At 34.5% G+C, this 24,041-nt stretch carries 23 protein-coding genes; 12 read left to right on the top strand and 11 right to left on the bottom strand.

The genetic code is table 11. From position 1 onward, the window contains the following. Nucleotides 1-5: 5 nt before the first annotated feature. Nucleotides 6-1,262, bottom strand: coding sequence for a putative DNA modification/repair radical SAM protein (locus tag AC3Y25_RS13440; protein ID WP_489903093.1), 1,257 nt, complete (start codon nucleotides 1,260-1,262; stop codon nucleotides 6-8). A gap of 295 nt (nucleotides 1,263-1,557) precedes the next feature. Between AC3Y25_RS13440 and AC3Y25_RS13435 the strand changes: the two genes are divergently transcribed. Continuing rightward, on the top strand, nucleotides 1,558-1,803 hold the full coding sequence (locus AC3Y25_RS13435; protein WP_489903092.1) for a hypothetical protein: 246 nt from the start codon (nucleotides 1,558-1,560) through the stop codon (nucleotides 1,801-1,803). Between the two features lie 85 nt (nucleotides 1,804-1,888). Here the strand turns inward: AC3Y25_RS13435 and AC3Y25_RS13430 are convergent, their stop codons facing one another. Next, on the bottom strand, nucleotides 1,889-3,469 hold the full coding sequence (locus tag AC3Y25_RS13430; protein WP_489903091.1) for a tetratricopeptide repeat protein: 1,581 nt from the start codon (nucleotides 3,467-3,469) through the stop codon (nucleotides 1,889-1,891). Nucleotides 3,470-3,896: 427 nt separating this feature from the next. Between AC3Y25_RS13430 and AC3Y25_RS13425 the strand changes: the two genes are divergently transcribed. The 10 genes from AC3Y25_RS13425 (at nucleotide 3,897) to AC3Y25_RS13380 (ending at nucleotide 14,235) form a co-directional block, all read left to right on the top strand. Beyond that, complete coding sequence (locus AC3Y25_RS13425; RefSeq protein WP_489903090.1) at nucleotides 3,897-5,120, top strand: DcaP family trimeric outer membrane transporter; 1,224 nt, start codon at nucleotides 3,897-3,899, stop codon at nucleotides 5,118-5,120. Nucleotides 5,121-5,159: 39 nt separating this feature from the next. Further along, the gene (locus AC3Y25_RS13420) at nucleotides 5,160-6,608 is read left to right on the top strand and encodes an aspartate ammonia-lyase (RefSeq protein WP_489903089.1); all 1,449 of its coding nucleotides are present in this window, start codon (nucleotides 5,160-5,162) and stop codon (nucleotides 6,606-6,608) included. Nucleotides 6,609-6,633: 25 nt separating this feature from the next. Continuing rightward, on the top strand, nucleotides 6,634-7,701 hold the full coding sequence (locus AC3Y25_RS13415) for a type II asparaginase (RefSeq protein ID WP_489903088.1): 1,068 nt from the start codon (nucleotides 6,634-6,636) through the stop codon (nucleotides 7,699-7,701). A gap of 55 nt (nucleotides 7,702-7,756) precedes the next feature. Beyond that, complete coding sequence (glsA, locus tag AC3Y25_RS13410; protein WP_489903087.1) at nucleotides 7,757-8,770, top strand: glutaminase A; 1,014 nt, start codon at nucleotides 7,757-7,759, stop codon at nucleotides 8,768-8,770. Between the two features lie 52 nt (nucleotides 8,771-8,822). Next, complete coding sequence (locus AC3Y25_RS13405; protein WP_489903086.1) at nucleotides 8,823-9,923, top strand: amidohydrolase family protein; 1,101 nt, start codon at nucleotides 8,823-8,825, stop codon at nucleotides 9,921-9,923. 50 nt (nucleotides 9,924-9,973) lie between these two features. Continuing rightward, entirely contained in the window at nucleotides 9,974-11,263 is a 1,290-nt protein-coding gene (locus AC3Y25_RS13400) for a hypothetical protein (RefSeq protein ID WP_489903085.1), read from the top strand. 82 nt (nucleotides 11,264-11,345) lie between these two features. After that, complete coding sequence (locus AC3Y25_RS13395) at nucleotides 11,346-11,825, top strand: YybH family protein (RefSeq protein WP_379799000.1); 480 nt, start codon at nucleotides 11,346-11,348, stop codon at nucleotides 11,823-11,825. Between the two features lie 54 nt (nucleotides 11,826-11,879). Beyond that, a complete protein-coding gene (locus AC3Y25_RS13390) occupies nucleotides 11,880-12,359 on the top strand; it encodes a hypothetical protein (RefSeq protein ID WP_489903084.1) in 480 nt (159 codons plus the stop codon). A 76-nt stretch (nucleotides 12,360-12,435) separates the two neighbouring features. After that, nucleotides 12,436-13,503, top strand: coding sequence for a hypothetical protein (locus tag AC3Y25_RS13385; RefSeq protein ID WP_489903083.1), 1,068 nt, complete (start codon nucleotides 12,436-12,438; stop codon nucleotides 13,501-13,503). A 426-nt stretch (nucleotides 13,504-13,929) separates the two neighbouring features. Continuing rightward, entirely contained in the window at nucleotides 13,930-14,235 is a 306-nt protein-coding gene (locus AC3Y25_RS13380) for a hypothetical protein (protein ID WP_427872374.1), read from the top strand. 202 nt (nucleotides 14,236-14,437) lie between these two features. Here AC3Y25_RS13380 and AC3Y25_RS13375 read toward each other — a convergent pair whose 3' ends face one another. From AC3Y25_RS13375 to AC3Y25_RS13335, 9 genes are all read right to left on the bottom strand, one after another. Further along, entirely contained in the window at nucleotides 14,438-14,857 is a 420-nt protein-coding gene (locus AC3Y25_RS13375; RefSeq protein WP_489903082.1) for an arsenate reductase ArsC, read from the bottom strand. A gap of 131 nt (nucleotides 14,858-14,988) precedes the next feature. Then, nucleotides 14,989-15,462, bottom strand: coding sequence for a DUF6428 family protein (locus AC3Y25_RS13370; RefSeq protein WP_489903081.1), 474 nt, complete (start codon nucleotides 15,460-15,462; stop codon nucleotides 14,989-14,991). A 58-nt stretch (nucleotides 15,463-15,520) separates the two neighbouring features. Then, on the bottom strand, nucleotides 15,521-15,847 hold the full coding sequence (locus tag AC3Y25_RS13365; RefSeq protein WP_111362835.1) for an ArsR/SmtB family transcription factor: 327 nt from the start codon (nucleotides 15,845-15,847) through the stop codon (nucleotides 15,521-15,523). Between the two features lie 123 nt (nucleotides 15,848-15,970). Beyond that, a complete protein-coding gene (locus tag AC3Y25_RS13360; RefSeq protein ID WP_489903080.1) occupies nucleotides 15,971-17,071 on the bottom strand; it encodes a DUF1254 domain-containing protein in 1,101 nt (366 codons plus the stop codon). 58 nt (nucleotides 17,072-17,129) lie between these two features. Continuing rightward, entirely contained in the window at nucleotides 17,130-18,530 is a 1,401-nt protein-coding gene (locus AC3Y25_RS13355) for a DUF1254 domain-containing protein (protein WP_489903079.1), read from the bottom strand. Nucleotides 18,531-18,757: 227 nt separating this feature from the next. After that, nucleotides 18,758-19,855 carry an exopolyphosphatase gene (locus AC3Y25_RS13350; protein WP_489903078.1) on the bottom strand — a complete coding sequence of 366 codons (1,098 nt, stop codon included), beginning with the start codon at nucleotides 19,853-19,855 and terminating at the stop codon, nucleotides 18,758-18,760. 270 nt (nucleotides 19,856-20,125) lie between these two features. Continuing rightward, nucleotides 20,126-20,665, bottom strand: a complete 540-nt coding sequence (locus AC3Y25_RS13345) for a DUF3575 domain-containing protein (RefSeq protein WP_489903077.1) — start codon at nucleotides 20,663-20,665, stop codon at nucleotides 20,126-20,128. 233 nt (nucleotides 20,666-20,898) lie between these two features. After that, nucleotides 20,899-21,453: a porin family protein gene (locus AC3Y25_RS13340; protein ID WP_489903076.1), complete on the bottom strand. Its 555-nt coding sequence runs from the start codon at nucleotides 21,451-21,453 to the stop codon at nucleotides 20,899-20,901. Nucleotides 21,454-21,541: 88 nt separating this feature from the next. Next, nucleotides 21,542-22,678 carry a helix-turn-helix domain-containing protein gene (locus AC3Y25_RS13335; protein ID WP_489903075.1) on the bottom strand — a complete coding sequence of 379 codons (1,137 nt, stop codon included), beginning with the start codon at nucleotides 22,676-22,678 and terminating at the stop codon, nucleotides 21,542-21,544. Nucleotides 22,679-23,043: 365 nt separating this feature from the next. Between AC3Y25_RS13335 and AC3Y25_RS13330 the strand changes: the two genes are divergently transcribed. Further along, on the top strand, nucleotides 23,044-23,856 hold the full coding sequence (locus AC3Y25_RS13330; RefSeq protein ID WP_379799027.1) for a formylglycine-generating enzyme family protein: 813 nt from the start codon (nucleotides 23,044-23,046) through the stop codon (nucleotides 23,854-23,856). Nucleotides 23,857-24,041: the final 185 nt, after the last annotated feature.

Here is a 24,041-nt window from a genome sequence, read left to right as displayed (position 1 = left end):
TTGAATTAAAATAAAGCAAGCTGGTTCGAAAAATTATTCTTGTATTTACTGTTTTGCAAATTCAAAATCTGATTTTTTATTTGAATCGGGGTCAAGTCTTTTTGTAAATAAAAAGGCGAAGAGAAAGCTAAAAAATACTTGGATCTGCTGTACGAAATGCCAAGTTTCTTTAAATCATCAGGTTGTAATTTTTTGAAAGTTCTAGCTGCAACAATCTTTTTCGCGCCCAAAAAACCTATTCCCGGAATACGTTGAATCATTTCTAAATCGGCCGTATTAATATCAACAGGAAACTGATGAAGATTTCGCAAAGCCCATCCTAATTTTGGATCAATATCCAAGTCAAGATTCGGTTGGTCAAAACCAACAATTTCATTTACATTAAATCCATAATAGCGAATGAGCCAATCGGCTTGGTATAAACGATTTTCGCGAATCATAGGTACAGGAGTTCCAATTGCAGGAAGCCTGTTGTCGTAGCTTATTGGTACATAGCCAGAATAATAGACCCGACGCATTTTCATTTGTTCGTAAAAGTAATTGGCCATTCCAAGAATTTCCAGATCATTTTCTTTTGTTGCGCCAATTACCATTTGAGTGCTTTGTCCAGCAGGAGCAAAAAGCGGTGTTTTATAATTCGTTTTTTTCTCTTCCTGATAACCAATAATCTCATTTTTTAGATATTGCATTGGTTTAATCACATCTTTATGATTTTTGTCTGGAGCAAGTAATTTGAGGCTTTGTTCTGTAGGCATTTCGACATTGACACTCAAACGGTCGGCGTATAATCCAGCTTCTTTTAGTAATTCTTCGCTGGCACCTGGAATTGCTTTTAGATGAATATAGCCATTAAAATTTTCTTCCAATCTAAGTTTTTTGACAATTCTAACCAGACGTTCCATCGTATAATCTGCATTGTCAAAAATTCCAGAACTAAGAAATAGGCCTTCAATATAATTTCTTCTGTAAAAACCAATTGTTAAGTCTACAACTTCTTGTAAGGTAAAAGCAGCCCGTTTGATGTCGTTGCTTTTTCGGCTTACACAATATGCACAATCAAAAATGCAATGATTGGTAAGAAGAATTTTTAGAAGAGAAACACAGCGCCCGTCTTCTGTAAAAGCATGACAGATTCCGCCTCCAGTATCTCCTAATCCCTTATTTTTATTTTTTCGCGTGCTTTGTCCCGATGAGCAAGAAACATCATATTTTGCGGCATCTGCTAAAATTGCCAACTTCTCCATCACTCTTTCCTGTACCATTTTGCCCTTTTTTTAGTTGTTTTTGAAACAAAAATTCATTCTTTCAAAACTAGGAATTCATGCTAAAAAAGAAGTAAAAGAAGCTGTTCTAAATTGTATCAATTTTTTTTTAGAAGATAATTTTTACATTAAAAAATTAATTATATTTAATATTCAAAAAACAGGTATAAATACGGGGTTGTAAATTGTCAAAACTTTATACATTCGCCGAAATAGAAAAACTGATTTCCCCCCTTAACATTGGTTTTTCAAATTTAGAAGTGTTAGCAAATATTAGGAACAAAAGGCTAAAACAATGAAATTTGTAAAAGGACAAGATGTTTCCTACACAGCATTGAGTGGGAGATCTTACAAGGGAACCATTATCGAAAGAAAAATGGATTTTAAAAAGGGGCTTATAATAAAATCAACTTCAAAAGAAAGAGATTTTCATTATCTTATCGAAATACAAAAGAACGGCACGACCGAGAAAATTTTGTGCGCCGAAAATCATCTTAAATTATTAGAGAAGAAAAAACGCGTAGTAAAGAAAGTGGCTTAGTGAGCGCGCGCAATATATGCGACGGTTTTTCTATTACAATTTATAGGACTTTATTACTATAAAGTGGCTTTGTTTTATAAAAAAATCAAACCTCATCTTTTAAACCAATTCTTTTCAAGCTGTTTACAATCCTGAATACGATTTCATCAGAGAACATAAAGTTGGAAAGGATTTCCTTTATTTCAGTCGCAATTAGAGGTTGTAGTTCTACAAGGTTGTTTAAATGTATTTTTGCGGCAGCTTCTTCATTGAGCAGCGATAGAGAAACTGCTTTTAGCAAAGGATCCCAAATGGTTTCGTTAAAATCCATTTTCTCTGCCCAGTACAGCATTTTTTGATACTCTTTTTTATGCATGTAGTAATACCAATAGCCAATATTAATCCACCATGGATGTGAAAGATTTAGCCGACTGGCATTCTCTAATAAATTAAAGCCTTTCTCAAAGTAACCGGCAAAAATTAGCATACAGCCTATTCCTGAAGCAATACCCGATGAATTTGGATTCATCTTGATACATTGCTCTGCTGCATAAAGACAATTGTCCTGATCTTTTCTAAAACAATGTATTAGTGCCTGCGCATACCAAGCCTGCTGACAGTGCGGATCTATATTTAAAGCCTTCGAGACACAATGGCTGCTTTTTTCAATATTTTTTTTCGAATTGTCTATTCCTAGACCTAAAGAAGCCAGATGAATTTCGCCCAGCATGGCCCAGGTAAGAGCATGGTTTGGAGCTAATTCTACTGCATCAGTTAAACTGGATAATGCATTAGCATAATTTTCTATAGAAAAAGAACATTGATACTCATGATAGCTGCAAATCGCTTTTAAAATAGCAGCGTTGTTTGATATTTTGGAAGGTGCAGTCTTCGCAATTTCTTTAAAAATACTGCCATAATAACCACCTATAGCAGATACAATATCTTTTACAATTTCATTTTGAATTTTAATGCCATCATCGACAGTGGCTGGTGTAAACAATTGAGTTAATAAGTATTTTCCAGAAGATGAATCTACTAGATTTACACGTAGTTGCAGTTTGCTGCCAATAACCTGAACGTGACCGGTAATAATAAAATCGGCTCCAAGTACACTGGCCGCTTCAAGAACATTTTCATTAATTTTCGAAATGACATCGGAAGAAAAATGACCAATTACTGATATATCCTGAAATCTTGAGAGTTCTGCGCTTATTTCGTCAGATAGAATTTTGGCAAAAGTTTGTAAATCGGGTCTCTCAACAGATGATTTAAAAGGGAAAACCGTAATAACTGGATTTGTTTTATTAATGCTGATAGGAACCTCAACGTGTTTCTTTTTGTCGTTATGAATAAATTCAGGAATATAGCCGCCTTTTGGAACGTGTATAATAACCGAATTATCTTTTCCTTCAGAAGAATAATATTCATTAAGTAGTTTTCGTAATCGGCCTGCATGAATGCGAACCATTGCATCATCATGAGGATTAAAATGGGAAGGTCTGCTTAATGCATTTACAGCTATAGAATATTCTTTAATATGCTTCTGCCTTTCATCTACAGTTTCTGTGACAATATAGCGTAGAAAATTGCTTAAAAGTGTAGAGTTCTTAAAAGAATAAAATTTTAAAACATTTTCCAGCTCATTATAGATTTTATCCGTGGGGATTTTTTTTATAGACTCCATAATAAATTATTAAAAATTATTAATGTCAAAAAAAAGTCACTGAGGCGTATAAAAATGTTAAAGACCTAATAGTTATGAAGTTATAAATTTATGAAAATATTTAACATGTTAGTATTATTTATCTGATAATTTAACCGTTAAATGTAACCGTTAATAACTCTAATGGTGCATTTGTATTAATTACATTTGTTTGACAATCAGGTAGTAAATGCGTTTGTTCTCTTTTTTTAACAAAAAAAGACTGTATTATTAAGGTTGGAGTTTTTGCATTCTACGTTAAAACTTTTAGGATCAGATAAAAGATTTTGAGGCGAAAAAAAATTGTACTGACAATATCGATTTTTTAAAATAATGTGATTTTTATTTTAAGCCAGGACTGCAAAAATCAGATTAAGGTTGTATCCATACTAAACAAACTATAATCATTATGAAAAAAAAGTTTTTGCAAATGGCGAAGATGAAGCATCTGGCCATTATAATTTGTTTTCTCATAACAACTTTTGCCCAAGCTCAAGATGAGGGGAATAAAAGCATGGAAATTTACGGTTTTATTATGACCGATATTGGTTATAATTTCAATCAGATACAGCCAGATTGGTACGATGTGGTGAGGCCTACCAAACTGCCAGCCTTCGAAAATCAATACGGACCAGATGGCAGTTACTACGCCTCTGTACGCCAGACCAGATTAGGTTTTAAAAATTACTTTGATACAGGAATTGGCGAATTAAAAACACAGTTTGAGTTTGAATTGTTCGGTACGGGTGTCGATGCTGGACAAACTACTTTTCGTTTGCGTCATGCCTATGCGGAGTTAGGAAAATTTGGAGCAGGACAAACCTGGAGCCCTTTTATGGATATTGGCGTATTCCCAAATTCGCTAGAATATTGGGGACCAACTGGAATGGTGTTTTTTAGAAATATACAAATACGCTATATGCCAATTCAAGGCGATACCCGTTTAACCATTGCATTAGAAAGACCCGGAGCAAGTGCCGATCAGGGAGATTATGCCAATCGTGTGGAACTGCAAGATGTAAAAGCGAGATTTCCATTGCCAGATCTTTCAGCAGAATATCATGTTGGAACAAAATGGGGTTATGTGGAATTAGCAGGTATCGTAAGAAAAATTGAATGGAAAGATCTGAATAATGATCAGTATGATTTGTCTGGAGATGCTGTAGGCTGGGGGCTTAATTTAAGCACAAACATCAATTTTAGTAAAAATGATGTTTTTAGAGGACAGGTTGTGTACGGAGAAGGAATACAAAACTACATGAACGACGCTCCAGTCGATATTGGTATTCAAAACAATTTTGGTAATCCGGTAACGCCTGTAAAAGGTGTTACGCTCCCTTTAATTGGTGTTGTAGCTTTTTTAGATCATACTTGGAGCGAAAAATTTAGTACCGCAATAGGATATTCTATGATTGATATCGATAATTCAGACGGACAGACAGACGATGCTTTTAAAAAGGGACAATATATATTAGGAAATCTTTTATATACGCCCGTTAAAAACTGTATGGTAGGAGTGGAGTTTCAGTGGGGTAATCGTGAAAATTTTAACGATGGATGGAGCACTTCTATAAACAAGTTGCAGTTTTCTTTCAAATATAACTTCTCACAATCATTTTATAAAAAGAATTAATAAAAGCCTCCTGCTTTTAAACCATTAAAAAAAGAAATTATGTATAAAACTGTACAATACCTGATACTGTTCGGATTGTCTGTAAGTACTTTGAATGCTCAGACTCGAACTGAAAAAGATCTTCTAGGAGAAAAACAAATCCCAGCAAATGCTTATTACGGTGTGCAAACTGCCCGCGCTTTAGAAAATTTTCAGATAAGTAGCTTGACTACGCAATCTTATCCTGACTATGTAAAAGCTTTTGCAATGGTTAAATTGGCTGCGGCACGTGCTAATGCTGATGTGGGCCGACTTAAAAAAGACAGGTTGGCTGCTATCGAAAAAGCTTGTCAAGCGGTAATCGACGGCAAATATCATGATCAGTTTTTAGTTGATTTGTATCAAGGTGGAGCCGGTACTTCTGCCAATATGAATGTGAACGAAGTTTTGGCCAATATCGCGCTTGAACTAAGCGGTCATAAAAAAGGAGAATATCAATACATTGAACCTCATGATGATCTTAATATGGGGCAATCTACAAACGATGTGTACCCAACAGCTATAAAAGTAGCCTTACTGCTTCATAATGATAAACTGCTTAAAGAGGCCGATCTTTTGGCGAAAGCTTTCCATAAAAAAGGAGATGAATTTAAAGACATCCTAAAAATGGGAAGAACCGAAGGGCAAGATGCTGTACCAATGACGGTAGGTCAGGAATTTCATGCTTTCGGAAATCAGCTTGATGCAGAAATTAGCGCTTTAAAAAAATCGGAAGTTTATCTGTGCGAACAAAATATGGGGGCTACTGCTATTGGGACAGGAATTACTGCTTCTCCAGGTTATGCTGAGAAAGTTGCTGCGCATCTGGCAAAAATTACAGGAAAACCAATCGTAATGAGCAAAGATCTTATTGCCGCAACAACTAGCCAACAAGGTTTTGTAATGTATTCTTCTACACTTAAGAGCATGGCAGTTGCTTTGGCAAAAATAAGCAGCGATTTGATCATTTTGGCTTCTGGTCCTCGTACTGGTTTTTTCGAAATCAATTTACCTGCACTTCAGCCAGGATCTTCAATTATGCCAGGAAAAGTAAATCCGGTTATGCCAGAGTTGATGAACCAATTGTGTTTTAAAGTAATGGGAAATGACCTGACCGTAACAGTTGCTGCGCAATCTGGTTTATTGCAGTTAAATGCTTTTGAGCCTGTTCAGGCTATTGCCATGATGGAATCGCAAGGATTGTTTTTTAAAGCAATGCCTCTGTTTAGAAAAAACTGTATCGATGGTATTACTGTAAATAAAGATGTTTTAGCGCATTATATGGATAGAAGTGTAGGTGTTGTAACGGCTCTGAATCCTGTGTTGGGTTATGAAAAAACAACCGAACTGGCCAAAGAAGCACTGGCAACCAATAAGGGAATCTTGGAGCTGATACGCGAAAAGAAATTGCTGACAGAAGATCAGATTAAGAAACTTCTTGATCCAGCAACCTTAACAGGTCAAAAATAACTATCAAACTTAAACTAAAATACCCATGAAATTAAATATAAACTTTTGCAGTAAAATATTTTTAGTGATAATGTTGTCACTTAGTATTAGCATGTTCGGGCAGACTAAACCTAAAGTTCTAATCTTGGCAACAGGAGGAACAATTGCGGGTTCTGCTAAAACTGGAGTACAGTCAGGATATACTTCGGGTCAAGTTACCATTGATGCAATGGTAAATGCAATTCCAGATGCTTTAAAAGTGGCAGATATAAAAGGTGAACAAATTGCAAATGTCGGATCTCAAGACATGTCGTTTGAAATTATGATGAAAGTAGCCAATAGAATTAACGAATTGGCCAATAGCAATGATGTAAACGGTTTTGTAATTACACACGGAACCGATACAATGGAAGAAACGGCCTATTTTTTAAATCTAACTACAAAAACAGATAAACCAATAGTACTTGTAGGGTCGATGCGCCCATCAACAGCCATTAGTGCAGACGGACCTTTGAATCTTTACAATGCTATCGCGGTGGCTGGCGATCCTAAAGCAAAAGGACGCGGAGTGCTTTTGGTAATGAACGATTGGATTCATTCAGCACAATCTTTAACAAAGGTGAGCACAACAGCCGTTCAGACTTTCATGTCACCGCTTCGCGGACTTATCGGTATTACTTCTTACGGAACCAATGATTTCTTTAATTATCCTAGTCAAAAATTTGGGAAATCTTCAGAGTTTGATGTGAAAGGCGTTAGCACTTTTCCACGCGTCGATATTATTTATGCCGATGCAGATATGAAACCAGATTTAATTGATGCTTCGATAGAACGAGGGGCTAAAGGAATTGTTATAGCGGGTGTAGGAAATGGAAATATGAACAAAGCTTCTCTAGATGCTTGCGCAAGAGCCAGCAAAAAAGGAATTATTGTAGTTCGAAGCACGCGCGTTGCGACTGGACTTGTAAGTCGTAATGTGGAATGCAATGATGATGAACTTGGATTAATTGCTTCATACGCTTTGAATCCGCAGAAATCTAGAATCTTATTGTCAATAGCATTGCTGAAACAGAGAAGTCTTGCTGAACTTCAAAAGATATTTGAAGAATATTAAGCATTGTTTTTAATTCTGAAAGGATTAAAAAAACAAACCAATTAAAAAAAACAAAATGAAAACAAATCTAAAATTAGTAATCCTAATACTCTTGATGCTGATAAACCCATCGTTTAAAGCAACTGCTCAGAAAGAATTATCCTATCAGGCCGTTATTGATCGCGCTTATGATAAATTCAAAGATCTGAAAGAAGGTAAAAATGCAGATTATATAAAAGAACTGGCCAATGTAGATCCGAACATTTTTGGAATTGCTATTGTTACAGCTGAAGGTAAAGTGTATAGTAAAGGCGATCTAAACCAGCGTGTTTCTATCCAATCTATTTCAAAAGTATTTACGCTCGCGCGTCTTATAGAAGAACAAGGGGCAAGAGTTGTGGCAGACAAAATTGGAGTTGATGCAACTGGTCTTCGTTTTAATTCGATTGTAGCCGTTGAACTTCAGAAAGGAAAAGAAATTAATCCTTTGGTAAATCCGGGAGCAATTGCAGCGGTGAGTCTTATAAAAGGAAATGATTCTCTTGCCAAATGGAAAAATATCTTAGATACACATAATGCCTTTGCAGGAACCAAACTGAAATTGAATATGCCTGTTTATATTAGTGAAGCAGGAGACAATTTGCGAAATCAAGCTATTGCGCACTTATTATTGGCGTATGGTCGAATGTATTTTGATCCCGTTCAATCTACCGATATCTACACCAAACAATGCGCTATTAATGTTAATGCAAAAGAACTTGCAGTTATGGCAGCAACTTTGGCCAACGGAGGTGTAAACCCAATTACGAAAGAGAAAGTGGTTTCGCCAGAAACTTGTGCATTTACAATGGGAATTATGTCTACAGCCGGACTTTATGACGATTCTGGACAATGGCTCTACGCTGTAGGTCTGCCCGCAAAAAGTGGTGTTGGTGGTGGCCTTATTGCCGTCTGTCCGGGTAAATTCGGAATTGCAGTTATTTCGCCTCCGCTTAATGCAGCAGGAAATAGTGTAAAAGCTCAAAAAGCCATTTTTGATATAGCAAAAGATCTGGGTGTAAACCCGTATATCGTTACTCCCAAAAAATAAGCCTTTTGAGATTTGAAATCACAACTTAAGTTAAATCAAAACCCGAATAAGTATGCAGACGAAAATAAAACTGATTTTGACGCTGTTTCTTTTATGCATACAGTCTATTGTTTTGTTTGGACAAAAAAAAGAGGACTATTTATTTAATGACAGTCATTTTCATTTGACCAATTATATACAAGAAGGAATTTTTATTGATAAGTTCTTGGAAATTATGGGAAATAAAGTTGGGCGTTCTACTTTATTCGGTATTCCGCTGCAGCAGCAATGGTCTTACCAAAATTCGGGTAATTATAGTCCGACATATTATTTGCAGACCGATGCTCCTTTATACTATTATTCTTTTACTGATGCCTTTATTGCCATGCAGTATAAATCGTTAAGCAAAGAGAAACAGGCTCGATTTGATCCGATGATTACAGGATTTAATCCGTCAGATATGTATGCTTACAAACATATAGAACGAGTGCTGAAAACTTTTCCAGGGGTCTTTACAGGAATTGGAGAATTTTCGATACATAAAGAATTTGTATCTGCAAAAGTATCGGGCGAAGTAGCCAGCTTAACAAATCCTGCTTTAGACAGCATTATGGATTTTGCTGGAAAAGTTGGTCTAGTAGTTATTCTGCATAACGATATGGATATGCCAATGGCCAAACAAAAAACAGAACCGGTTTATTTGAATGATATGAGAGATTTGCTCAAACGTCATTCTAAAACCACCATAATCTGGGCGCACATCGGGCTCGGAAGAATTGTTTATCCTGCAGGTTACGGATCTGATTCCTCAACCGACAGACCGCCAAATCATACGGATATTGTGAAAAGCATACTGGACGATCCAGCGTATTCAAACGTTTATTTTGATATTTCTTGGGATGAGGTTGCCAAATACATCGTATCATCGCCAGAAATCATTAAAAAATGCGCCGAGTTAATGGATCAATATCCCGACCGATTTTTATTTGGAACAGATGTCGTTGCGCCTTCAGATCAAAAATTTTACATGGCGGTTTACGAGAAGTACCAGCCACTTTGGAAAGCTCTCAAACCTGAAACAAGCGAAAAAATTAGAAAACAGAATTATATAAAACTTTTTGATGCCGCGCGTAAAAAAGTACGTGCCTGGGAAGCGGCCAATGTTAAGCAGTAATTTTTATTTGTAAAGTTAAGTGTTCTTAAAAATAATTAAAAGCCATTAATATGAAATCAAGATATATTCTAATAGTATTATTTGTATACCATTTTTCGTGGGGACAAATTATGAATACCACCATGCCAGATAGTACTATTGTAAAAGAATCCGATGAAGGACATCGCGGAGGCACTGGTTTTAAGATCGCAGACGGCAAATATGGTTCAATGACCCTTTCTTTTTATGTTTTAGGCCGATATCTAAATCAGATGGGTATAGATGACAGTTATACCAATCATAACGGAGACGTTATTGCTATTGATAGACGTCAAGACATGCAGTTTCAAAAGGCCAACCTTTATTTTCGAGGCTGGGTTGCCGATCCAAAAATAAGATATACGGTTTTCGTCTGGACCTCAAACGCAACTTTAGGACAAGGTGCACAGGTTGTTGTAGCAGGAAATTTACAATATAAGTTTAATAAATATTTTGAATTAGGAATTGGCATTAATGGTCTGCCGTCTGTTCGTTCTATTTTAGGTCAATGGCCAGAATGGCTTCGATCTGACGCCAGACCAATTGCTGATGAATATTTCAGAGGTTCTTTTACAACTGGTATTTATGCGCAGGGAGAAATTGCAAAAAGTGTTTACTATAAAGTAATGTTAGGCAACAACCTTAGCCAGTTAGGTGTAGATGCTGGTCAGTTAGACAATAAATTAGATACTTGGAGTGGAGCCATCTGGTGGACAACCCATAATTTCGGGAAAATACCAACCTATGGAGATTATGAAAAACACGATAAAGTGGCCACTATTCTTGGAGGAGCTTTTACGCGAAGCACCGAAAATCGCCAGTCTCAGCCTGATACAGACGCACCCGAAAACTCCCAAATAAGATTATCTGATGGTACAGGTATTTTTTCTTTAAATGCTTTCGCTCCAAATACGCAGGTAATCAATGCAAAGTATCAGATGGCATCTTTTAATACTGGAGTTAAATACAACGGTTTTTCTTTTGATATAGAATTGTTTATGCGCTGGCTGTCAGATTTTGAAACATCTGGACAAATTCCGGTAACCAAACTCTATGATTCTGGTTTTTCGCTTCAAGGTTCTGCAATGCTTGTGGATAAAAAACTGCAATTGTACAGCACTTATTCTTATATAAATGGAGATTACGGTAAACCGTGGGAAGTAACCTGCGGACTGAACTGGTTTCCTTTTAAAACCAAATTTTTCCGCATAAACCCAGAAGTAATGTACGAAAGTCATTCGCCAGTAGGGTATTTAAGTTATCCTACTCAAGTGGGATCAAAAGGAGTAATTGGGATGCTGAATGTCGAATTGAATTATTAAAAAGACTGTATTTACAAACCTATTTTTTGAGTGGCTTGTAGTGGAAAATAAAATTTATATCAACTTGAAAATTTACATGCATATGAAAAATAAAATAATAACAAGAGCGGTTTTCGCAGGGTTCTGTTTTTTATTGGTTTCCTGCAATACAAAAAAAGAAGAGAATGTTGTGATCGACTTAAAACAGGTCAAGAAAGAAATTCAGGCAAAAGAAAATGAATATGCGGCAACATACAATGCTGGCCAGCTAAAAGAGATTGGTTACTATGCAGATGATGCTATTACATTTTATCAAAACAGACCTCCACTAATTGGTAAAGAAGCGAGATACGAATTTTTAAAATCAGATTTGGCCAATAATACCAATATAATATCATTTGAAACCAAAGAAGTTTTTGTCTCTCGCGATGGTAATATGGTTTTAGAAGTAGGCTATTATAAAGTGACAGATTCTACCAAAACACCAATTAATACGGGAAATTATATGAGTTATTTTGAAAAAAGAGATGGCAAATATGTGTGCGTAAGAGACATGAGTGCTTCTGATGGATTAGTAGAATAATTAAGGATTTCCTTTAAAACAACATTCGGCATAATAAATTATAAAATAAAAATTATGAAAAAGATACTATTTATACTCTTGTTGGCTTTTGGATTAAATGCCAATGCGCAAGGTTCTGTTGATGAGATTAAATTAATACAAGACCTTTACGGAAAATCTAAGGCAGAAGTGGTTAAAGAATATTTGGGTTTGACCGATGTACAGGCAGCTGCATTTCAGCCTATTTACGACAAATACGAAACAGAACGCAAAGCTTTAAGTCAGAAGAAGATTCAAATTCTAGAAGATTATGCGAAAAATTATGCCACTTTGAGCGATGCTAAAGCCACAGAATTAACCTCATCCAATTTAAAGTACAATCAAGATTCTGAAAAACTGCTTGCTAAAACACATTCTAAATTGGTTAAAGCTATTGGCGGAATCAATGCTGCAAAATTTGTACAGCTCGAACAGTATCTACAAGTAACCATACGATCCGAAATTCAGAATGCCATTCCTTTTATTGGCGAATTGGATAAAACCAAAGTACATTAGAAAATTTCTGGGTACAGAATAGAAAGTTTAAAAGAATGATTTTCTACTCTTCTTATTAATATTTTATACTCTTACTATGATAAAGATATTTACAAAATATTTGACAGTTGCATTAATCATGTCTGCCCAGTTGATTTTTTGTCAAGCCGATAATGATGGACCAGAACTTGGGCTTCCTGGAGACAATCTTGATCTTTATGCTGTGATGAGCTTGTTTCAGAAATCAAAAACCATTGAAGAATTTGAAAAAAATCTGAATCTGGAGAAAACAGGAATCAATAATCTGGATTTGAATCTGGATAAAAAAGTGGACTTTATAAAAGTAGTCACAAAGAAAAATGGTAATTCGTTTACTTTCGTTCTTCAAGTTGCTGTAAACAAAAAAGAAAATCAAGATGTTGCCGTTATTTTGGTTGATAAAGACAAAAATGGAAAGGTAAAAATGCAGATTGTAGGCGATGAGCTGCTGTACGGAAAAGATTATGTCATTGAGCCAGTTGCTAAATCTTCACCAGCAAAAACAGCAAATCCTGCCTATACAGGAGATGAACCCGTACAAAGCGCGCCAGCCGTAACAGCGGTTGTAGTAGAAACGGTACCCATTGTACAATATGTATATTCACCAGCTTATGTGCCGTACTATCCACCATATTATTACGGATTTTATCCGCCTTACTTCGCCGCTTTTACCGTAATGGCGGTTGGTATTTATCGTCACAACCATTATTACCATCATCATGGTTATCATGGCGGTCATTATCATGGCGGTAATAATGTGATTATTAATAACAGAAACAACTTCAATAATTACAACAATAATAAAATGAGATCTAATACAGTGCGAGACAATTCTGTTAATAACCGATATAATACCAATCGTGGAGGTTCGCGTAATTCTGCAAGCACACGACCATCGACAGGAAACACCAATCGGGCAGGAAATACTAGTGCATCTGGAAGAACGAGACAAAGTGCATCGCCAAGTGCCGGGACTTCAAATCTTAATAGAGGAAGTTCTTCAGGATCCAATTTTAATAGAGGCGGAGGTGCTTCGTCACGACCAAGCGCTGGCCAAATGGGAGGCGGTTCTCGTAGTATGGGAGGCGGTGGCTTCGGAGGCGGAGGCGGCGGAAGAAGAAGATAAACGGCGTTTTTTATAATGTTTCATCAGAAAAAATGCGTAAGTCCTTTTGGGTTTGCGCATTTTTGGTTTTTATATATAATGAAGTCATGTTTAAAAATACACACAAGATTTTCGAAGCAACTCATTCCGTAGGAATGTTTCATCGGTAGAAACGAGATTTGAATCAAAAATATACGTTCCGTAGGAACGTCTCATCGGTAGAAACGAAATTTAAATCACGAGTACACGTTCCGTAGGAACGTTTGATTGGTAAAATTTTCGCAAATCAGGTGTCCCTACAGGACACAATGTAAAACGATATTATTTTTTTTTCTACCGACGAGATATTCCTAACGGAATATTAAGCATTGTTATCATATAAGATAACCGATTAGTGAAAATATATTATGACATTTGAATTATTGAAAATAATATAAAATTCAAAGAATGGAAGCGGTAGAAATAGAGTATCTAAAAAAACAATCAGCTCAATATTTAAATATTTTAAAATCGACTGATAAAGGTTACAACGCAGAAATCAAGGTTTTAAATTACTCCGAATTAGGTTGTGTAATAACAAATATGCTAAAACTGTGTATTTTGGGATTAGAACAAGATAATGGAAAAAAGTTATCTATAGATGTTGGATTGGTTTTAGAACAAGCGCTTCAATTATTTCCAACCGATGAAATGGAATTGTTGGATATAATTAATGAAATGCAGATTAAAGAATCTTATGCTGAGGTTAAATAAAAAAGCTCCAAAGAAACCTGGAGCTATTCATTCCGTAGGAATGTTTCGTCGGTAGAAACGAAATTTAAATCACGATTACACGTTCCGTAGGAACGTCTCGTTGGTAAAATTTTCGCAAATCAGGTGTCCCTACAGGACACAATGTAAAACGATATTATTTTTTTTTACCGACGAGATATTCCTAATGGAATATTCAATAATGCTAATTTACATGTTCTGTAGCAAAATTTCTGCAATACTCTTTTATCTGTTCTCTCACGGCTCTAAAATGTTCCATGATTTCAGAATCTGTTCCTGTTGCTTTTGCAGGATCAGGAAAGTTGTAATGATATTTAACAGCGTTGGTTGGAAAAAACGGGCATCGCTCTTTTGCATTATCACAAACCGTAATGACAAAATCAAAATCGATATCAGTATATTCATCAATGTTATTCGATGTATGATTCGAAATGTCTATTCCATCCTCTTTCATTATCGAAATCGCTTTTGGATTAACGCCATGAGTTTCTACACCCGCGCTGTAAACCTCAGCTTTATTTCCTGCAAAGAATTTCATGTAGCCTTCGGCAATTTGGCTTCTGCAGCTATTTCCTGTACAAAGTATTAATATTTTCTTTTTCATAATTAAACAAATAACCAAATGATATTTATGATGCAGAATTTGGGTTCAAAACCGAAAATGAGCTGCAGTAAAATAACAGATGAGGTTATTATAATTGGTTTCTTGTATTTAAAGATTTGTTCTTTCATTTTTTAGCAACATCCTGAATTTGGAGTACAGCATGAAGCATTGTCATTGGTTAGTTGAGTAAGATTGATCTTTTGTTTCTCAGCTGGAATACCACACGCATCTTGGGCTAAACAAGCTGTGGTTTTGTTTTTTAGGACAAAAGTTTTTCCATTAAATTCTAAATCATATTTGCCAATTGTATTGCTTTGGTATTCCACTTCAATTTCTAAGTCTTCAATGTTTAGTTTATCTTCAGACAATTGAATGATGTTCAATAGTTTATTAGGTTTTAAACGATGTTCAAAATCGTTAGCATCCCAAAGCTGAAAGTTTACTGCTTTTTCATTTCTGATTACGCCGCCGCAATCAATAAAATTCTTGGTAATTACCCCAACTTCTGTCACATGAAAATGTTCTGGTACAAAATTTCCGTTTTCTAATTGAAATTCCACATTATCTAATGTTGGCAAAATCTGTTTTATTTCTGATAATTTCATCTTGTTTTTATTTATTTGTTAATTGCAATATTGCGATATAGTTGGTCAAAAAAATGTTTTAGCAACATTTTGATTTTGAAATGGTTTGTGTGATGTTTAAAAAATAGGAGTTTAAAATATCAATTGTTTTTTCGTCAATACAATAGCAAATTGCATTTCCAGAAATATTTCCTTTAATGATACCAGCATTTTTCAACTCTTTTAGATGCTGAGAAACGGTAGGCTGGGCAAGAGGCAGTTCGTTTACAATATCACCGCAAATACATTCATTTACTTTCAATAAATATTCGATTATGGCAATTCTTGCAGGATGCCCCAAGGCTTTAGCAATTGTAGCAATTTGATTTTGTGCGTCTGTAAAATGTTCAGTCTTAGTTGCTCCCATATTAGATTATATTAATATTGCAATATTACGATATAGTTTCGACGTGATGAAATTTTTAACAGATTAATTTAAATAAAAAAGCTCCAGATTTCTCTGAAGCCTTAATTTTATTGATGCTGGTATTTATTTAACTTCAACCGCTTCAGGAAATTTCCATGAGCCATTAAGTATCTCTTTGTGCGGACGATATAGTCTAACCCAGTAATTCCAGCCTGCAGCAACAGGAATACAATTTGGGGTTTTTCCGTCACAACCTCCAAACTGGATAGTGATCGATCCGTCAGCATCTTTTTTGGCTGTAATGTTATTTAAGGTATACATATTAAGATCGTTTTTCTCAAAGTAACCTTCTTTATTGTATACACTTACAGACCAAAATCCGTCAACGGGAACATTTTTTATTTTAAGTTTATACACCGTTTTTCCGTCATTTTTTTTAGGATAAACAGAAAGATAAAGTGCATCTTTTTCTGGATTTCCGCCCCATCCTGTCGCACTTCCTAATAAATGACGTGTTTCATCGACTTTACCTTTTAAACCAAACATTCCTTTTGTGTCAGATAATTTTTTAGAAACTTCAATTAAAGAATCTCTAACTTTTTTTTGACTCACTAGATCCCAATTTGGAACCGAAAAAGCTCCTTTATCTTTTTGGCTAATCTTAATTGCGTCTTGCAATGCTGTAACTTTTGGCAAATCATTAGGATCGTTAGGATCAATAAAAGTTCTGATTGCTAGCATAAGATATCTCGTTCCGATTTTTTCTTTGCTAAAAGTAAAAGTTCCTGGTGCATAATAGGTTTCAGCATAGTGATCCTCGTCAATAATCTGCATAGACATAAAACGTTTGCCAGAATTTGGTAATGTCACAGTTACGGGTCCAGCATCGAGATCATAAACTCCAGAAGAATACAATACATCTCGGTTAGCACGAATTACAGCTTGTTTGTCAATTGGCATTAAAGTTCTATAATGATGTATATTACCAATACCACCAGCATCTTTAACCGAAGTCGTAAAGTACAGATCTGTTTCTGCGCGGTTAAAATTTGCAGCAGTAACTGGAACACTATTTTTTTGTGCGACTGAATCAGAAGTCACAACAGTTGAATCTTTTAATGCTGAAGAATCCGTTTCTGATTTGCCGTTATTCTGTTTGCAGGAAGAAGTCAGTAACGAAATAGCAACTAAAAATAGGCCTGATAATAATTTGTAATTTTTCATATTATTTGAAATTAAAATTAGAAAAATGGTTATTATTTTATTTCTGAAATTATGATTTTCATTTTACAATTTCTGGAAGAGGCATTTTCCAGATATTATTAATAACGTTTGGCTGCGGACCGTAAATTCTCATTACAAACATGAATTTTTCATCTTTCGGAGTCGGAAGCCAGTTGCTTTCTTTGTCTTTTCCAGGCGAAGTACTTTGGAGATAAATAACTAAATCTCCGTTTGACTCATATTTTAAACCTTTGGTTTTATTGCCAATAGAATATCTGTTAATTGGGTTTGAAATCAGAAAACGTTTTGGAAGATTGTACATCGTGATGCTCCAAAAGTATTTGGCTTCAGGCAACTGATCTTTAGTAAATTTCAATACATATTTATTGTTTCCTAAAAGCTGCTGATTGTTTTTATCAACGTTGCTTCCGGTATAAACAGCTTCCTCTTTAGTGTTTCCGTAAATTCCAGCAGCTGCAGCAATTGCACGATTTAGAAAGTTATTTTTAAGTTCTGCACGTGTGCCAAAAAGACTTCCCGCATCTTTGACATTATCTATTTTAGAATTCAATTCTTGTTTGGCTTCGGCAATTCCTTTTTCAATTGCTTTTATCGTTTCTGGCGAGTATTTTGAACTGTCAAAAGGTTGTCCTGGCACAATTCCAATTTGGGCAAAACGCTTTCTCAGTTCTTTTTCGCTGCTGTCTTCGTTTGCATATTGTAATAAAGCATTTAGCGCACTAATAAATTGAAGCGAATCGTAATCGCTTTCTTTCCAGACTGGTAAAGGTAGATTGTATTTTTTTACAGGAGGAGCAGGCTGTTTTGTATATTCATGCAGCGGAATTAATTGATACTGCGCCTGTATTTTTTTAAGAGTTGATACATCGGCTGGATCGTGTAACTGAGTACGGCCTACAAGATATATTAAATTGGTTTCAGAATGTAAAACTTTATCAATGCCTTTAGGAGTTTCTCCTTTCCAATCTGGTCCTGCAATGAGGTATTTACCTGCATTATTGCCAGTTGCTCGCGATCCTACATATTCAAAATTGAAGGTGTAGAGATCTACCAACTGCATTACATAATATCGGTCGTTTTCTATTTTTGGCACTTCAAGAATAACAGGCTCGTCTGAAACATTAATCGGTGCCATTGAATACGGAGTATCGTTATTGATGGTTATGATTAAAGTGTCTGCGGGAGTTGCGCTTGTAGCGACGCTTTTGAATTTGTTAAATCCTGAAAATTCTTTAGCTTCTTTGTTTATTCCACTTGAGTAAATGGCTTTATAATTATAAAATATTGGATAGCCATATATCCAGGCCTCTTTTGCAATAGCAGTTATGGAGTCAGATGACAATGCATTTGCTGTTTCTTGATTATCTTTTGATGGCTCTTTCTTGCAGGCAGTTACTGCTAAAAGTGTGACGATAAAAAAAGCGGTTAAATTTTTCATAATCGGGAGATTTTTATGTTGTATAAGATTTTTTCCTGATTTTTAAAATTAGAGTTTAAAAGAAAAATTATGCTTTTTTGAATGGTAAATGTGGTTGCAAATTATAAGTTGCAACCATTTTGAAATAGTAGAAGTTAAAAATACTGGTATGTTTTAAATTGAAATGTGAAGCAATAAAAAAAGCCCCAGATTTCTCTGAGGCTTTATAATATTGAAAAAAATACTTTTTAGAAATTAGTATTTATTTTTTTAGAACGATCTGCAATATAAGAGATTAACCAGATTACCTGTCCTTCTTTTACAAAGAAAATTTTCTTTGTTGCATAGTCTGGAATACTTTCAAGACAAGTTACAAGGATGTTGTTTGCCGAAATCAAGTATTTTTGGTCGTAAGTGCTTAAAACTCTCGCAGCTTCTTTATTTGTTTTGGCAAGATTAGTAAACTTGTTAAAGTTGTTTTTAAGGATAGCATCATAATCGATAACATCTTGAAGAGTTAAGGCAACATAATGCTCTTTATTCACATTTTCGTCATAGAAAAGAGTTGAAAACGCCCAAACAGCGCCACCAGATAAGTATAATTTATCCTTTTTAGCCAAAGGAGGGTTCGCATCAAATAATTCTTTTGTCTTTTTACGTAGAATTACATTATAGTCAAAAGATTTCTCTTGGTAAGTAGACATGTCGTTTACCTGACTTTTGTTTACCACTGTTTTTTCTACAGCATCAGTAAGTGTCATTGTACCAAAACTAAGCTCTAAAGGAACAAATTCTAATTTACCGTCTTTAAGTTCGTCAATATAACCTCCTTTTGTAGTTTGAGCACCAATATCTAGAAGGAAAGCATTAGCAAAGTCAACAGGCGGTATAGCACCTTTTACAAGTGTTTTTGCTTCTTCGTTAACATCTAATACTTCTAATTGTTTTCCAGTTAAAATCGCAATTTTATTTTTTAAAACATCTAAGTTACGTGCAGAAGCAAAAACAGGAGCCGCTACAACAAAAATGTTTTCCTCAAGAATTTTGTTTTCAGCTTTAATTCTTTGCAATTGGTTGGTAACGATAACACTAGTTCTAGTGATATCTTCTTGTGTAAGTTCACCGTTAGCGGTAATATGGTCAGCAAACGGAATTCTTTCTGTCCAGAAAGAAAGAATTTTGTAATCAGCTTTTCTGATGTTATTTACATCAATTACAGAAACTTTTATGGCTCTACGTCCAATTTCGATTCCAGCGTAAACACTTTTTTGAGAAAATAAATTGACAGAAAAAAATAAGGCTAAAACGGCAAAAAATAAGAATTTGGGGTTGTGTTTGTTTTGCATTGTGTTGAATTGTAATTATAATATAATTTGTTTTTAAGAAATTTTAAAGTTGTTTTTGTGGTATTGATATGAAAATCACAATTTTGGAATAAAAACTAATCGTTTCATTACGGAATTGCAAATTTAAGAAAACATTTAATAATATAAAATCAGTTATTAAGAAAACATGATATTAAATTATTGTAAAGAAATAACGGGTTTTATATAGATAAAGTATATTTATAAAAAAGCTCCAGATTTCTCCGAAGCTTTTAGTAGGTTTATATTTTATTAAAACCTATATCCAGCACTCAAGCCAAATTTTGCAACAATAGTATGATCTGTTTTATCAGCATTGATTAATATACCGCCATAGCCAAGATTGGCTTCCAAAAGAAATCCGCTTTTACTGACCCATTTCCAGCCTCCGCCAGCACCGAGAGCAAAATTAATAACGTCGGGATTCTCGGTATATATCGAGTGATCTTCTGAAGCGTATATTTTTTTGCCATCTGTTGAAGCCAGCATTCCAAATCCTTCAACAAACCAGCCCGACGCGTATTTTTTACCAAAATATCTTCTGTAGTATGGAGATATTGCATAATTTAAATCCTTTTCATTTTTTGTATTATCAAACACATAATAAAAAGAAAGTCCTAATGATGAATTATGATTTAAATGTCTTTCGTAAGTGGCCTGAAAAGATTGCCATAGAGGAGCAATTGCATTTAATTTGATTTCATTATTTTTCTGATAAGGATCGATTTCATTTTGGGCATTGACCGAATAAAAAGCAAACAAAATGATAAGGAGTAAATAGTTTTTTTTCATAAAAAGAGATTTGAATTATTTGATTCCAAAAATCATATAAGAAAAATTAGGAAGGGTTTCAAAAACTCGAAATTGGATAAATCGGCACTTATTTACGAGATTATATTTGATAGTAAAGAACAAATCCAGAGATATTTACGAAGTATTATTAGAATGCATTTTTTGCTTTTCTGACTTTAATAAACAAAAAAGACACCACTCGAAAGCGGTGTCTTTTTTAAGATTATGGTGTTTTAAAAAAAGAAGTAACCAACAGATACTTGAAATACTCCGTTTTTATTTTTATCAGACGAGTTCTCCAAATTATTAATATTAGTTAGACCCAAATTATATCTTACGCCAAAATTTAGTCCATTTTCTAGTTTGTAGCCTAAGCCAAAATTAACGCCAAAATCAAAAGTATTAAACGAATCTTTTACATCTATCTTTTCATTTTTAGCAGAAAGCAAAAAACCTATCTGCGGTCCAGCTTCAATACTTAACCCTTTTGTTACATAATATTTTCCCATTAAAGGAATGTTTAAATAATTTAAGGCAACTATGTCATTATTGAAACTATATCCCTGGCGAGAATACATTATTTCGGGTTGAAAAGAAAATTTTTCAGAAATTGGAATTTCTGACATAACACCAATGTTATACGATGTTACTAAATCAGCATTTTCGGTATTATCTTCACTGATAGTTGCAAAGTTTAAACCCGCTTTAGCTCCAAATTTAATTTCTTGGGCATTTACATTTGCAAATCCTAAAACTGTAAAAACAGCTAGCAATAAAATTTTTTTCATAAAAAGTGTTTTGAATTATTTGATGCCAAAATTCAAAAAAGCAAAATTAGCAGAGGTTTCAAAAGCTTAAAAGTGGATAAATTGGTACTTATTTGAGGTTGTTTTTATATTCATTTGGTGTTTGGCCAGTAACTTTTTTAAAAGCTTTGTAAAAAGTGGTTTTGGAAGTAAAGCCAGATTCTAGACCCATTGCAAGCAAATTATAGTTTTCATATTCAGAATTTGAAATCATTTCCTTAACCGCTTCAACCCGATATTTGTTGATGTAGTTGGCAAAGTTATCTTCTGTTATTGTGTTTACAATTAGAGAAACATATCCTGGGCTTATACCTAATTTTTCGGCAACTTTTTCTCTGTTTAATGTACTGTCAGTATAAATGTGCTGTTCCTTGCAAAGAAGTTCTAGTTCTTGAAAGTAAAGATTATCTGCCGTGATAGATTCGCTATACTCTTCTCGAGTGTCATTTTCTATAATTTGAAGATTGGCGGGCGAAATGGCTAAATCTCTGTTTAAAAAATTGTAAACTGCTTCATGGTCTTTGGCCAGTTTGTATTTATAAATACCGATATAAGCAGTCCAATGAATTATGAATGTGGCAAAAAAAGCCAAAATGCTCATTGTTGCAGAAAGGTCAAATGGAATAAATTTGTTAGCTAAAGCAATAATAAGAAAAGCGAATAGCGATGAAGAAACAATTGTTAATAGGATAAAGATCCAATTTTTCTCTTGTGGATCTTTTAAATGTCTTAGCATAAAATAAGAGTAACACAGCAAAAAAGGCATGAATGTAATGGCTAACATAAGATGAATCAGACCCAGTATTTTGAGTAAACCAGAACCCGATTCAGGAATAGTATAAAGTCCTGCAATACGATCCAGATCGCAAGCAATATTAAGTATCACGGTGTACGCAAAGGGAATAAAATACAAATAAGATTTTTGCTTGCTTTTTACAGAATCATCAATTCGGTTTATAATAAACAGGAATATAAAAGCGGGTATTAGAAATGTCCATTCGATATGATCAATAAAGCGAAGGAAAGGATATGAAGTAAATGCATCTTCAACCTCAAAAACATGATTCAGTAAAATAATGGAAAGTGTAAAAAGCAAACCTGCCAGATATTTATTTGAATTACTATTGAAAATGGAAGACTTTAAAATAATAAAGCCTAAAACGATTCCCTGAAAAACCGCAATATTTAAAAGTGTGGTATAGATCACGTTTTGGTATTTAGTTGTTTTTAAGTTTTGTTTTTGGATGTAATTCGAATGACGCTATTTTTTAAAATATAGCTAATTTCATACTAAATGACAGGGCGAATTTATAGTAATGCAAATTGTTTTTTTAGCAGATTAAGAAATGATTAACTAAAATTATGAAAGAATTATAAGATATTATGGCCTAGGCCTACAGGAAGGTTTATTGGAAAAGTTTTATTTGGAAAAGGCAAAAAAGTTTAGGATTTTTTTAAGAGATTTTGTCTTTGTCGCAAGGAATTTTGTTTCTTTAAAGTTCGTAGTATTATGCAAATTTGGATAGATTTGCGTAGTTGTCAGATATAGTGACGGTAATTTAAGCAAACCATATGAAAACACAATTACTTATAATCTTTCTTGGACTTTTGGTGTTTACTTCCTGTAAAGAGGATAATGCTGACTGGATTTTCGTAGAGGGTGGCACTTTTGAACAAGGCAAAAACCAAATGGTCATTAGCCCCAAAGGAGACACCATAAATGGTTTTACGAGTCCGCACCGAATGGTTGAACTAGATAATTTTTATATAAGTAAATATGAAATAACGGTTAAGCAGTTTAGGGAGTTTTGTGAAAAAACGGGAAGAAAAATGCCAGACGCACCTATAGAAAATGCACATGGAGTAAAAGTATATTATAAATGGATAGACGAAAATCCGATGCTTGCCACTTGGGATGAAGCAAATGATTATGCAAAATGGGCAGGAGGAAGATTACCAACAGAAGCAGAGTGGGAGTACGCTGCTAAAGGTGGAAAGAAAACTAAAAACTACAAATATAGCGGCAGTAATAATCCAATTGAGATTGGTTGGGTAAAAGAAAACTCAGATAGTATTTTTCATAAAGTGGGACTTCTTAAACCTAATGAACTAGGAATTTACGATATGACTGGGAATGTTGGGGAATGGGTTTCTGATTGGTATAATCCTGAAAAGGATAGCTTAGTAAGCAAACACAATCCTCAAGGACCACCAGAAGGAGAAGGATCATATAAAATCTCGAAAGGTGTAAGTTGGTTTTACGAAACCCAAAGTGCAGATGGGAAACCATTAGAATATGGAATTCATATGCCGGAAGTGAGATACCAATCTCCAAAAGATACACGAAATGATGGATTTGGATTTAGAATCGCAAAAGACAAATAAAATTACGGGCAACAGTTATTAAATAGTTTTAGGTAATATCCTTAATGGAAAATAGGTTTATAATTGGATGATTATAAAATTAGCGCATCTGCATCTTAATTCTTTTTGTGAAATCAGGCAATTTGTTTATATGAAAACACTTAAGAATATGAAGACGAAATAGGTTTCGTTTTGCTATGAGAAAT

The sequence above is a fragment of the Flavobacterium sp. LK-23 genome, from assembly GCF_058135255.1.
This window is presented reverse-complemented; position numbering and strand designations above follow the sequence as displayed.